Origin of the sequence: Pseudomonas sp. PNPG3 (genome assembly GCF_023093815.1) — a bacterium.
GTDB classification, from domain to species: domain Bacteria; phylum Pseudomonadota; class Gammaproteobacteria; order Pseudomonadales; family Pseudomonadaceae; genus Aquipseudomonas; species Aquipseudomonas asiatica.
This window is the reverse complement of record NZ_JALLKV010000066.1, coordinates 15,360-27,635: the sequence shown is the minus strand read 5'-3', so window position 1 is coordinate 27,635 and position 12,276 is coordinate 15,360. Positions and strand designations below refer to the sequence as shown.

At 64.6% G+C, this 12,276-nt stretch carries 10 protein-coding genes; all 10 read right to left on the bottom strand.

What is annotated here, in order from left to right; translation table 11 throughout:
* Window positions 1-294 precede the first annotated feature (294 nt).
* The 10 genes from MJ643_RS27045 to MJ643_RS27000 all read right to left on the bottom strand — a co-directional run bounded on the left by MJ643_RS27045 (window position 295) and on the right by MJ643_RS27000 (window position 12,222).
* The gene (locus tag MJ643_RS27045; protein WP_013971614.1) at window positions 295-1,068 is read right to left on the bottom strand and encodes an SDR family oxidoreductase; all 774 of its coding nucleotides are present in this window, start codon (window positions 1,066-1,068) and stop codon (window positions 295-297) included.
* Window positions 1,065-2,276 carry an O-succinylhomoserine sulfhydrylase gene (locus MJ643_RS27040; RefSeq protein WP_003258500.1) on the bottom strand — a complete coding sequence of 404 codons (1,212 nt, stop codon included), beginning with the start codon at window positions 2,274-2,276 and terminating at the stop codon, window positions 1,065-1,067. The genes MJ643_RS27045 and MJ643_RS27040 overlap by 4 nt, the downstream gene beginning before the upstream one ends.
* A 16-nt stretch (window positions 2,277-2,292) precedes the next feature.
* Complete coding sequence (purF, locus tag MJ643_RS27035; protein WP_013971613.1) at window positions 2,293-3,798, bottom strand: amidophosphoribosyltransferase; 1,506 nt, start codon at window positions 3,796-3,798, stop codon at window positions 2,293-2,295.
* Window positions 3,799-3,840: 42 nt separating this feature from the next.
* Window positions 3,841-4,398, bottom strand: coding sequence for a CvpA family protein (locus MJ643_RS27030; RefSeq protein WP_013971612.1), 558 nt, complete (start codon window positions 4,396-4,398; stop codon window positions 3,841-3,843).
* Between the two features lie 288 nt (window positions 4,399-4,686).
* Window positions 4,687-5,352, bottom strand: a complete 666-nt coding sequence (locus tag MJ643_RS27025; protein ID WP_013971611.1) for an SPOR domain-containing protein — start codon at window positions 5,350-5,352, stop codon at window positions 4,687-4,689.
* The gene (gene folC, locus MJ643_RS27020; protein WP_038409134.1) at window positions 5,336-6,643 is read right to left on the bottom strand and encodes a bifunctional tetrahydrofolate synthase/dihydrofolate synthase; all 1,308 of its coding nucleotides are present in this window, start codon (window positions 6,641-6,643) and stop codon (window positions 5,336-5,338) included. Before folC ends, MJ643_RS27025 begins: the two co-directional genes overlap by 17 nt.
* Window positions 6,643-7,536, bottom strand: a complete 894-nt coding sequence (gene accD, locus MJ643_RS27015) for an acetyl-CoA carboxylase, carboxyltransferase subunit beta (protein ID WP_013971609.1) — start codon at window positions 7,534-7,536, stop codon at window positions 6,643-6,645. The genes folC and accD overlap by 1 nt, the downstream gene beginning before the upstream one ends.
* Before the next feature lie 221 nt (window positions 7,537-7,757).
* Window positions 7,758-8,378 (bottom strand): phosphoribosylanthranilate isomerase, encoded by a 621-nt coding sequence (locus MJ643_RS27010; RefSeq protein ID WP_013971608.1) that lies wholly within the window; start codon window positions 8,376-8,378, stop codon window positions 7,758-7,760.
* A gap of 61 nt (window positions 8,379-8,439) precedes the next feature.
* Entirely contained in the window at window positions 8,440-9,294 is an 855-nt protein-coding gene (gene truA, locus MJ643_RS27005) for a tRNA pseudouridine(38-40) synthase TruA (RefSeq protein ID WP_013971607.1), read from the bottom strand.
* Window positions 9,295-9,495: 201 nt separating this feature from the next.
* Window positions 9,496-12,222: a FimV/HubP family polar landmark protein gene (locus MJ643_RS27000; RefSeq protein ID WP_024086530.1), complete on the bottom strand. Its 2,727-nt coding sequence runs from the start codon at window positions 12,220-12,222 to the stop codon at window positions 9,496-9,498.
* Between the last annotated feature and the right edge of the window lie 54 nt (window positions 12,223-12,276).

Here is a 12,276-nt window from a genome sequence, read left to right as displayed (position 1 = left end):
ACCGCCGACCCTCTGCTTGTAAGGCAGATGCTCTCCCGGCTGAGCTAATCACCCTCGCGATGTTGCTTGTTGCGTTTGCTTCGCTGAGGCCGCGAAATTTACGCAGGTGGCGAAGCTAAGTCAATAGCCCCATTGAATTTTTTTCAGAAAAGCGCAAAAGCGGTGCGGTTGCCTGTGGCGGCCTCTTCGCGGGTAAACCCGCTCCCACAGGTACCGCACAGGTCTTGAGAACTGCGCTGCACCTGTGGGAGCGGGCGTGCCCGCGAAGAGACCGGTACAGGATATGCACAAGGCTCAGGTGTAGATCATCTTGCGGGTCATGCCGCCATCGACCACGAACTCCTGGCCGGTGACGAACGCCGCTTGCCGAGACAACAGCCAGGCAACCATGGCCGCCACGTCTTCCACCGTCCCTACCCTGCCCGTCGGGTGCTGGGCATGGTCCGCCTCGGTCAACGGCTCGGCACGGCGCTGCGACGGATCACGGGCATCGATCCAGCCCGGGCTCACCGCATTGACGCGAATCTCCGGGCCCAGGCTCATGGCCAAGGCATGGGTCAAGGCCACCAGCCCGCCCTTGCTCGCTGCGTAGGCCTCGGTATCGGGTTCGGATTGCCGCGCCCGGGTGGAGGTGAGATTGACGATCGCCCCATTGTGCGCACGCAGGTACGGCGCACAATGCTTGGCCAGCAGCATCGGGCCGTTGAGGTTGACCGCCAGCACCCGGTTCCACTGCGCCAGGCTCAGGCTTTCCAGGGTCTGGTTGTGCGGGTTGGCGATGGCCGCATTGCACACCAGCGCGTCCAGGCGACCAAACTGCCCCAGCACCTCCGACACCCCGGCGCTGACCTGGGCCTCGTCGGCAACGTCCATGGTGATGAACCAGGCATTGTCACCCAGCGCCTTGGCCGCCTTTGCGCCGCGCTGGCGGTCGAGGTCGCTGAGCACCACCTGCCAGCCTTCGCAGATCAACCAGGCGGCAATACCCAGGCCGATGCCGCGTGCGGCACCGGTCACCAGGGCTACCCGGCCGTTATGGCCGGGCGTACCGCCGCGGATTTCAATCACAGTGCAGCCAACCCGCGCGCCAGGTCGGCCTGCAGGTCGGCCACATCTTCCAGGCCCACGGCAACCCGGATCAGGCTGTCACGGATACCCGCGGCTTCACGCTCCTGCGGCGTCAGGCGACCGTGGGAGGTGGTGGCCGGGTGGGCGATGGTGGTCTTGCTGTCACCCAGGTTGGTGGTGATGGAAATCACCCGGGTAGCGTCGATGAAGCGCCAGGCGCCTTCTTTGCCACCCTTGACCTCGAAGCTGACCACCGCACCGAAGCCACTCATCTGGCGCTTGGCCAGTTCGTGCTGCGGGTGGCTCGGCAGGCCGGCGTAATGCACCTTCTCCACGCCCTCCTGCTGCTCCAGCCATTCGGCCAGCAGCTGGGCGCTTTCGCAGTGCGCACGCATGCGCAGGCGCAGGGTTTCCAGGCCCTTGGTGAAGATCCAGGCGTTGAACGGGCTGAGGGTGGGGCCTGCGGTACGCAGGAAGCCCACCACTTCTTTCATCTGCTCGGCACGGCCGGCAACCACGCCACCCATGCAGCGGCCCTGGCCGTCGATGAACTTGGTGGCCGAGTGGAACACGATGTCGGCACCCAGCTTCAGCGGCTGCTGCAGCGCCGGGGTGCTGAAGCAGTTGTCCACCACCAGCATGGCGCCGTGGGCATGGGCGATTTCGCTGAGCGCGGTGATATCGACCAGCTCTGCCAGCGGGTTGGACGGCGATTCGACGATCAGCAGCTTGGTATTGGCCTTGATGGCCTTTTCCCAGCCGGCGAGGTCGACCAGTGGCACGTAGTCCACCTGCACGCCAAAGCGCTTGAAGTACTTCTCGAACAGGCTGATGGTCGAGCCGAACACGCTCTGCGAAACCAGCACATGGTCACCGGCACTGCACAGCGACATCACCACGGCGAGGATCGCCGCCATGCCGGTGGAGGTGCCCACAGCCTGCTCGGCGCCTTCCATGGCCGCTAGGCGCTCCTCGAAGGCACGCACAGACGGGTTGGTGTAGCGCGAATAGACGTTGCCCGGCGTTTCGCCAGCAAAGCGCGCGGCGGCATCGGCAGCCGTGCGGAACACATAGCTGGAGGTCAGGAACAGCGCTTCGCTGTGCTCGGCCTCCGGTGTACGGTTTTGACCGGCGCGCACCGCCAGGGTGTCGAAACCGACACCCTCGAGGTCACTGTCCAGTCGTCCGGCATCCCATTGATCCGTCATGCCGTCGCTCCCGAAATCAGTTGTTGTAGAGGTCGATGATCGCACTGACCGCCTGGTTCTTGGCCTTGGCCAGGTCGTTACGAGCCTGCTCGATGCGGTCGAGGTAGGCTTCGTCGATATCACCAGTGACATACTCACCGTTGAACACCGCACAATCGAACTGATCGATCTTGATCTTGCCGCCACCGACCGAGTCGATCAGGTCCGGCAGGTCCTGGTAGACCAGCCAGTCGGCGCCAATCAACTCGGCCACCTGTTCGGTGGTACGGTTGTGGGCAATCAGTTCGTGAACACTCGGCATGTCGATGCCGTAGACGTTGGGGTAGCGCACCGCAGGAGCTGCGGAGCAGAAGTAGACGTTCTTGGCGCCGGCTTCGCGGGCCATCTGGATGATCTGCTTGCAGGTGGTACCGCGCACGATCGAGTCGTCCACCAGCATCACGTTCTTGCCGCGGAACTCCAGTTCGATGGCATTGAGCTTCTGGCGTACCGATTTCTTGCGCGCGGCCTGGCCTGGCATGATGAAGGTACGCCCGATGTAGCGGTTCTTGACGAAACCTTCGCGGAACTTCACGCCCAGACGGTTGGCCAGCTCCAGGGCCGCGGTGCGGCTGGTGTCCGGGATCGGGATGACCACGTCGATGTCATGCTCGGGACGTTCGCGCATGATCTTGTCGGCCAGTTTTTCACCCATGCGCAGACGGGCCTTGTACACCGACACGCCATCCATGATCGAGTCCGGACGGGCCAGGTAGACATGCTCGAAGATGCACGGCTGCAGTTTTGGTGCTTCGGCGCACTGCTTGGTGTACAGCTGGCCTTCTTCGGTGATGTACACCGCTTCGCCCGGCGCCAGGTCGCGGATCAGGGTGAAGCCGAGCACGTCCAGGGCCACGCTTTCCGAGGCGATCATGTATTCCACGCCTTCGTCGGTGTGACGCTGGCCGAACACCACCGGGCGGATGCCGTTGGGGTCACGGAAGCCGACGATGCCGTAGCCGGTGATCATCGCCACCACGGCGTAACCGCCAACGCAGCGGCTGTGCACGTGGGAAACCGCGGCGAACACGTCTTCTTCGGTCGGCTGCAGCTTGCCACGCACCGCCAGCTCATGGGCGAACACGTTCAGCAGTACTTCCGAGTCGGAGTTGGTGTTGACGTGGCGCAGGTCGGACTCGTAGATTTCCTTGGCCAGCTGCTCGACGTTGGTCAGGTTGCCGTTGTGTGCCAGGGTGATGCCATACGGCGAGTTGACGTAGAACGGCTGCGCCTCGGCCGAGGTCGAGCTGCCCGCCGTCGGGTAGCGCACGTGGCCGATACCGATGCTGCCGACCAGGCGCTGCATGTGGCGCTGCTGGAACACGTCGCGCACCAGGCCATTATCCTTGCGCAGGAACAACCGGCCGTCATGGCTGGTCACGATACCGGCAGCGTCCTGGCCGCGGTGCTGGAGGACCGTAAGCGCGTCATACAGCGCCTGATTGACGTTCGACTTACCGACGATACCGACGATGCCACACATGCGACGCAACCCCTACTTTGACGAAACTTGAGTGAATAGTGCTCAGGGCTTTGCCGGCCCGAGCAACTGTTCCTTGAACGGAAGATCAGCTGGAGTGCCGATCAGCCCACTAGGTGTCCACTGGCCGGTAAAACCCAGGATCAGGTTTTTCGACCAGTCGGCGACCAAGAGAAATTGTGGTATCAGGCGTGATTCCTGCCACCAGGTGTCTTGTTGAACCGGCCCCAGGCTGATCAGCCCGATGGCCACCACCACCAGCAAGGCCCCGCGCGCGGCGCCGAAGGCCATGCCCAGGAAACGATCGGTGCCGGACAGCCCGGTCACGCGAATCAGCTCGCCGATGAGGAAGTTGATCATGGCCCCCACCAGCAAGGTGGCGACGAAAAGAATGGCGCAGCCGGCGATGACGCGCATCGACGGCGTCTGGATGTAGCTTTCAAGATACACCGAGAGCGAACCGCCGAACATCCAGGCAACCGCACCGGCAATGATCCAGATGAGCAAGGACAAGGCTTCCTTGACGAAGCCGCGCTTGAGACTGATCAGTGTGGAGACGGCGATGATCGCGATGATCGCCCAATCAACCAAGGTAAATGCCACGGTGCTGCCTGCAGACGTTTGAGGCGGCGCATTTTAACAGAGCGGCGGGGGCTTGGGTAAGCGGAATGTCAGGTGATTAGCGCTACCCGGGCTTACGCGATCTTTGTGGGAGCGGCCTTGTGTCGCGAAAGGGCCGCAAAGCGGTCCCGGCGATTCTGGCTGTGTCGTTGAGATCTTGGGGCCGCTTCGCGGCCCTTTCGCGACACAAGGCCGCTTCCACATGGACCGCTCCGCTGCAAGACCTATAAAGAACCCGCGAATGAGCGGCAAAGCCGCCCCCCCGGGTTATCAGCTGCGCTCAGGCTGGAAGCGCACCACGAAGCCCTTGAGGCTGTTCTGGCGGTTGATGGCGTCGCGCACGCGCTCGGCCTCGGCCCGCTCGATCAGCGGCCCCACGTACACCCGGTTCATGCCACCCGCCGAGCGGATATAGGCGTTGTAACCCTGGCTACGCAAGGTTTGCTGCAGCTTTTCGGCCCCGGCACGGTTGGACAGGCTGGCCAACTGGATCGACCAGCTGACCGGCAGGCCATTGACGTCGATCTTCGATGGCGCCGCCGGTGCGGCCGGCTTGGCTGCCGGCTGAGGCTCGACCTTGGCCACAGGCGCCTGCGGCTTGGCAGGCTGAGGCTGGGGCTGCACCTGCACTTGAGGCTGGGTCTGCGGTGACGGTGTAATCGGCTGGCTGGGCGTGCTCGCCGGCGCGGTGGACTCGTCCACCACCACCGGTGGCTGTTGCGGCTCTTGCGCAATGGCCTGCGGCTCCGGCACCGCGACCGGCTCCACCTTCACTTCCGGCAGGCTTGGCATGGCCGGCGCCTGCGGGGCATCGACGCGCACCTGACGCATCTCGTCCTCGCGGGTGAACAGCATCGGCAGGAAAATTACCGCCAGCGCCACCAGCACCAACGCACCCACCATGCGCTGTTTCATCCCTTTATCCAGCACTGCCATCTACTCCACCCTCCTGGGCGTGCCGCTCCAGCCATTCCAGTGCCTGGGCAACACAGAAAAACGAACCGAACAGCAAGATCTGGTCATCCGCCGTTGCCTGCGCGCATTGCCCTTCAAGGGCAGCATCGACGCTGGCATAAGACTTCACCGCGGCGCCGACGTTCGTCAAGGCCGTGGCCAGCTCCGCAGCCGGGCGGCTGCGCGGGGTATCCAGTGGCGCCACTGCCCAGTCGTCGACCAGCCCCTGCAGCGGCGCGACAACACCTTCCAGGTCCTTGTCGGCGAGCAGGCCGAACACCGCCAGGCGGCGCCCCTTCAGCGGCCGGGCCGCCAGGCGCCGGGCCAGATATTCCGCGGCGTGCGGGTTGTGCCCGACATCCAGCAACAGTTCCACCGGCTTGCCCTGCCAGCTCAGCTGACGACGGTCGAGGCGACCCGTGATGCGGGTATCCAGCAGCGCCTGGCGAATCTGCCCGGCGTCCCAGGGCAGCCCCATCAGCAGGTAGGCCTGCAGGGCCAGCGTGGCGTTTTCCATGGGCAGGTCGAGCAAAGGCAGGCCAAGCAGCTCTACCGGCGCTCCATCAGCCGCAGTACCCCGCCAGTTCCAGCTGCCATCGGCAATGGCCAGGTCGAAGTCACGACCACGCAGGAATAGCGGCGCAGCCAGTTCGGCGGCCTTATCCAGCAGCGGCTGAGGCGGATCCAGGTCACCGCACAGTGCCGGCTTGCCCTGACGGAAGATGCCTGCCTTCTCGAAGGCCACCAGCTCGCGGGTATCACCCAGGTAATCGACATGATCGACGCCGATGCTGGTCACCAGGGCCAGGTCGGCATCCACCACGTTCACGGTGTCCAGGCGGCCACCAAGCCCCACTTCCAGTACCACGGTATCCAGCTGCGACTGGTAGAACAACCAGAACGCGGCCAGAGTGCCCATCTCGAAGTAGGTCAGGGAAATTTCGCCCCGCGCCGCCTCGACGGCGGCGAAGGCTTCGCACAGGCGCTCATCGCTGGCCTCTTGGCCATCGATCAGCACCCGCTCGTTGTAACGCAACAGGTGCGGCGAGCTGTACACGCCAACCTTCAACCCCTGGGCACGCAGCAGCGAGGCCACGAAGGCACAGGTCGAGCCCTTGCCGTTGGTGCCGGTCACCGTTACCACACGTGGCGCCAGCTTGCCCAGCGCCAGCCGGGCAAGCACCTTCTGCGACCGCTCCAGGCCCATGTCGATGGCCGAGGGGTGCAACTGCTCGAGGTAGGCGAGCCATTCGCCCAGGGATCGTTGTTTCATCACGCGACGGCAGCCGCCTCACGCGCTTGCTCCGGGGTTTCCTGGCCGGTCATCTGCGCCAGCAGGCGGGCCAGACGCGGGCGCAGCTCGCCACGAGAGATGATCAGGTCAATGGCGCCGTGCTCCAGCAGGAACTCACTGCGCTGGAAGCCTTCCGGCAGCTTCTCGCGCACGGTCTGCTCGATCACGCGCGGGCCGGCGAAGCCGATCAGTGCCTTCGGCTCGCCGACGATCACGTCACCGAGCATGGCCAGGCTGGCGGAAACACCACCGTATACAGGATCGGTCAGTACCGAGATGAACGGGATACCTTCTTCGCGCAGGCGCGCCAGCACGGCCGAGGTCTTGGCCATCTGCATCAGCGAGATCAGCGCTTCCTGCATGCGTGCACCGCCCGAGGCGGAGAAGCAGACCATCGGGCAGCGGTGCTCCAGGGCATAGTTGGCCGCGCGCACGAAGCGCTCGCCGACGATGGCACCCATGGAGCCGCCCATGAACGAGAACTCGAAGGCGCTGACCACGATCGGCATGCCCATCAGGGTGCCGCTCATGGAGATCAGGGCGTCCTTCTCGCCGGTTTGCTTCTGCGCGCCAGCCAGGCGGTCCTTGTACTTCTTGCCATCACGGAACTTCAGGCGGTCGACCGGCTCCAGGTCGGCGCCCAGTTCGGCACGGCCATCGGCGTCGAGGAAGATGTCGATGCGCGCACGTGCGCCGATGCGCATGTGGTGGTTGCACTTGGGGCAGACATCCAGGGTCTTTTCCAGCTCCGGACGATACAGCACGGCCTCGCAGGCCGGGCATTTGTGCCACAGGCCTTCAGGCACCGAGCTCTTCTTCACCTCGGAACGCATGATCGAAGGGATCAGTTTGTCGACTAACCAGTTGCTCATGCTTTCTTTCTCCAGTATTGGCAGGCGTGGTCCGGTGTCGCCGGCCCTACCCTGCCCTTGAGCTCAAAATCTTTATGAAACGATGATGGACCGGCCGCCGGGACTACCAGCGCGCCACCCCACCGCTAATGTGTTGTGTTGCCGCCACAGGCGCAGGCGGCTGCCCCGCAGGGCTGCGAAAGCTATGGACGATGGCGCGCAGCCAGCCGTCACATCTGCCATCACGCCTGTTTCACCGCACGCATGAAGGCCTCGATCTTCGCCGCGTCCTTGATGCCCTTGGCTTGCTCCACGCCGCCACTGACATCCACCGCGTATGGCCGCACCTGGGCGATGGCCTGGCCGACATTGTCGGCAGACAGCCCGCCGGCCAGGATGATCGGCTTGCTCAGGCGCGCAGGCACCAGCGACCAGTCGAACGCTTCACCGGTGCCTCCGGGTACGCCCGGCACGTAGGTGTCCAGCAGAATGCCGCGGGCACCAGCGTAAAGCCGGCAGGCCGCCTCCAGGTCGTCGCCCGGGCGTACGCGCAGGGCCTTGATCCAGGGGCGGTGGTAGCCTTCGCAGTCCTGTGGGGTTTCGTCGCCGTGGAACTGTAGCAGGTCCAGCGGAACCACTTCGAGGATCTCGTTCAGCTCGCAGCGCGAAGCATTGACGAACAAACCGACCGTGGTCACGAACGGCGGCAGCTCGGCAATGATCGCCCGCGCCTGGCGCACGTCCACGGCGCGCGGGCTCTTGGCATAGAAGACGAAGCCGATGGCATCGGCCCCCGCTTCGGCAGCGGCCAGTGCGTCTTCGATGCGGGTAATCCCGCAGATCTTGCTGCGAACATTGCTCATGGACAGCGAACCCTGCTTGTTACGGTGAAAGGCCGGATGTTAGCAAATGACTTTTCGCCCGTCAGTCTGCCAATGCTTCGTAACCGGTCAAAAAGTGTGGACCGATGTAACGCTTGGGCAGCGCGTACTCCTCGGGGTACTCCACCTGTACCAGGTAGAGGCCGTATGGGTGCGCCGTGACCCCACCTTCGCGGCGGTTGCGCCCTTCCAGCACCTCACGCGCCCAGGTGACCGGGCGCTCTCCGGCACCGATGGTCATCAGTACACCGGCAATGTTACGCACCATGTGGTGCAGGAAAGCCGTGGCGCGCACGTCCAGCACGATCATCTGGCCATGGCGGGTGACGCGCAGATGGTAGATGTGCTTGATCGGCGACTTGGCCTGGCACTGGCTGGCGCGGAAGGCACTGAAGTCATGGGTACCAAGCAGGTACTGCGCGGCTTCGGCCATGCGTTCGACATCCAGCGGGCGGTGGTTCCAGGTGACTTCCTCGGCCAGGTGGGCCGGGCGGATCGGGTCGTTGTAGATGACGTAGCGGTAACGCCGGGCGCAGGCCTTGAAGCGGGCATGGAAGTCGGCCGGCATCGGCCGCGCCCAGACCACGCTGATGTCATGGGGCAGGTTGAAGTTGGTGCCCATGGTCCAGGCGCGCTCATCGCGCACGGCGCGGGTGTCGAAGTGCACGATCTGCCCGCAGCCATGCACACCGGCGTCGGTGCGCCCGGCGCAGATTACCGAGATGGGCTCGTTGGCCACCTTGGACAGCGCCTGCTCCAGGGCCTGCTGGACACTGGGCACGCCACTGGCCTGGCGCTGCCAGCCACGGTAGCGCGCGCCTTTGTATTCCACGCCCAGGGCGATGCGGGAGTAGCCTTCGGCCGCGGACTCGGCGGCGGCGGTGTCGATGATGTCCAAGAGCATGAAACCTGTGGGGGTGTACGGAATGGCGGGGATTATAACGACAACGGCAGCCGTGTAGGGCTGCCGTTGAATATGCACCGCATTTGAGGGCCTCTTCGCGGGCTCGCCCGCTCCCACAGGTTACTCACAAGGTCGAAAATGTGTGGAGATCCTGTGGGAGCGGGCAAGCCCGCGAAGAGGCCGGCCCTGCTTACATCAGACCAACCGGGAGAGCATGTCCTCGGCCTCCTGACGCTGGCTGTCGTCGCCATCCTTGACCACTTCATCGAGGATGTCGCGTGCGCCCTGGTTGTCGCCCATGTCGATATAGGCGCGGGCCAGGTCAAGCTTGGTGGCCACTTCGTCGCTACCGGAGAAGAAGTCGAAGTCCAGGTCGTCCAGTGGCTCGGGCTCGGGCTGGGCAGCCGCATCCTCGCTGGTGAAATGCGGCTCCAGCGACGGTGACTCGAGGCTCTGCGACAGCTTGTCCAGCTCAGCGTTGACGTCATCCAGCTCCGAGGTAAAGCTCTTGGCTGCCGGCGAATCGTCTTCCAGCGACAGCGAAAGATCGAAGTCGGATGGCAGATCGAACTCGGAAAGCGGGTCGAACGCTGGCTCGCTGTCGAAGGCAGCCAACTCGGCGGCGACATCCACCGGGGTTTCGTCGACCGCAGCCGGGGCGGCCGGGGCAACCGGCTCGCTGATGTCGAGGTCGAAGTCGGACAGGTCCACAGCGGGCTGTGGCTCGGCCTGTGCCAGCATGGCCTCGAATTCGGCGTCAGCGTCGGCCTGTAGCTCGGCGTCCACCGCAAACGGCTCGTCTTCCGGCTGAACCGATTCCAGCACAGGTTCATCCAGTACCGGCTCTTCGACTACAGGTTGCTGGGCCACAGATTCGTCCAGCAGCGGCGCTGCCAGCGGGTCTTGCTCGGGCAGGTCGTCACCCAGGCTCAGGTCGAAGGCACTGTCCAGGTCCTGCTCGTCCAGGCCCGGCGCATCGAGGGTCGGCACTTCATCGAAGGCATCCAGCTCAGCATCCAGATCAACTTCGGGTTCGAGCGCTGCTTCAGGTTCCGCCAGGGCAACGGCCTCTGGTTCAATCGCCACCTCTGGCTCGACCGCAGGCACTTCCTCCGGCGCCACATCGGCAACCACTGGCGTATCAGGCTGATCCTGCAACAGCTCCTGCACGTACTGCTCATCCATCTCGGCAGCCAGGGCCGCCGCGCCCAGGCCGGCAGCGGCCAGGCCGAGCATGGCCGGGTAGCGCTCTTTCAGCCCGGCAACCGCTTCACTGTTCTGCTCACTGGCCGGCAACTTGCGCTCCTGCTCGACGAACGCGCTCTGGTCACCCTGGCGGGCGTACACATCCATCAGTTTCAGGCGCAGGTCGTCACGCTGCGGCGCGGCGGCCACGGCAGGTTCCAACAGGTCGGTAGCGCGGTTCAGGCGGCCTTCGGCCACGCATTGCTCGACTTCCGCCAGCAGCGCGGCATGGGGGTCGGCTTGCGGTTCAGGTTGCGCTTCGGAGGCGGGTGCCGCCGTTTTTTCCGCGGCGGTGGCGGCGGCAGCCGAAGCGGCGACCACGGCCGGCGACAGGGTCACGCTCGGCGCCGAGACTTCTACGCCATCGAAGCTTGCGCTATCGCTGTCAAAGCCTGCGCCCTGCTCTTCTTCCAGCGCCCGCGCCATGCGCAGGTGCTTTTCAGCCTCCTGCTGGGCCTTGCGCTTGCGCGCCAGCAACAGCAGCAGAAGCAACAGTACGAGGAAGGCACTACCGGCAATCAGCCCGAGCAGCAGCGGGTTGCCCATGATTTCGTCGACGACGCTACCTGGCTGGCCGGCGACAGGTGCAGCTTCGGCGGTAGACACCGGTTTGGGGGAGGTATCGACGGCGTCAGGCGCAGGCTTAACGACCGGTTCGGCCGGTGCAGCCGCCCCCTGCGCTTCAAGGCGGGCCAGCTGGTTGTTCTTCAACTCGATCAGACGCTGCAGCTTGTCCAGCTGGCTCTGCAGGTCGGCCATGCGGCTCTTGAGCTCTTCGTTGTCGCGACGACTGGTGTCCAGGCTTTCCTGGGCCACCGCCAGCTTGTCATTAAGGGCCTTGGCCTGGCCAGCACCGGCCTGGTTGCCCGGGCTGACCAGTCGCAGGTTGTCGCCCTGGGCGATACGCGCCGGAGCTGCCTCGGCGGCACCGCGGCGAGTGGCGTCCAGCTGGCGGGCACGCGGGCCCAGGCGACGGCCTTCACGCCAGGCAGCATACTGCTCGGCCACCTCGGCGGTCGCCTCGCCCTGCGGGATGTTCTGGATCTGCTGCTGGTCGGGCAGGCGCAACACCTGGCCAACCTTCAGCTGGTTGATGTTATTGCCGATGAACGCGTCCGGGTTCAGGGCCTGAATCGCGATCATGGTCTGCTGGATCGAGCCGCCCTGGGTATTGCGCGCGGCAATCTGCCACAGGGTGTCCCGGCGCTGGGTGGTATAGCTGCCGGCAGCGGTCACCGCTGGCGCGACATTGCCTGCCGCAGGCTTGTCGCCCTGGGCCTTGGCCTGGTCGAGCAACACGCTGTAGTCACGCAGCAGGCGGCCCTGCGGCCACATCACCTGGACCAGGAACTTTACCACCGGCTCCGGTAGCGGCTGGCTGGAGGTAACACGCAGCACGCTCTTGCCGTTGGGGTTGATCACCGGTGTGAAGGTTAGGTCTTCAAGGTAGGTTGGGAATGCCACCCCGGCCTTGCTGAAATCTTCCGGCGGCGCCAGGCTCGGTGCCACTTCGGCAGCGGTGAGGTCGCGCACGTCGAGCAGTTCGATCTCGGCGTCCAGGGGCTGGTTCTGTGCCGATTTGAGGGTCAGTTCCCCCAGGCCCAGGGCATTCGCCATGCCCGACGACAGCGCCGATGCTGCAGCCATGGCCAGAACCAGTTTGCGAATTCGAAGCATGACCTCTTCCCTTGTATGAAGCGTCCTGAAACCTGCATGCGGAGCAGGACAATA

Bases quoted from the DNA above. Each gene is read 5' to 3' on its own strand.
- MJ643_RS27025 (WP_013971611.1), bottom strand. From the start codon at position 5,352: ATGGCAGTGCTGGATAAAGGGATGAAACAGCGCATGGTGGGTGCGTTG.
- folC (WP_038409134.1), bottom strand. From the start codon at position 6,643: ATGAAACAACGATCCCTGGGCGAATGGCTCGCCTACCTCGAGCAGTTG.
- MJ643_RS27010 (WP_013971608.1), bottom strand. From the start codon at position 8,378: ATGAGCAATGTTCGCAGCAAGATCTGCGGGATTACCCGCATCGAAGAC.
- MJ643_RS27000 (WP_024086530.1), bottom strand. From the start codon at position 12,222: ATGCTTCGAATTCGCAAACTGGTTCTGGCCATGGCTGCAGCATCGGCG.
- MJ643_RS27040 (WP_003258500.1), bottom strand. From the start codon at position 2,276: ATGACGGATCAATGGGATGCCGGACGACTGGACAGTGACCTCGAGGGT.
- accD (WP_013971609.1), bottom strand. From the start codon at position 7,536: ATGAGCAACTGGTTAGTCGACAAACTGATCCCTTCGATCATGCGTTCC.
- purF (WP_013971613.1), bottom strand. From the start codon at position 3,798: ATGTGTGGCATCGTCGGTATCGTCGGTAAGTCGAACGTCAATCAGGCG.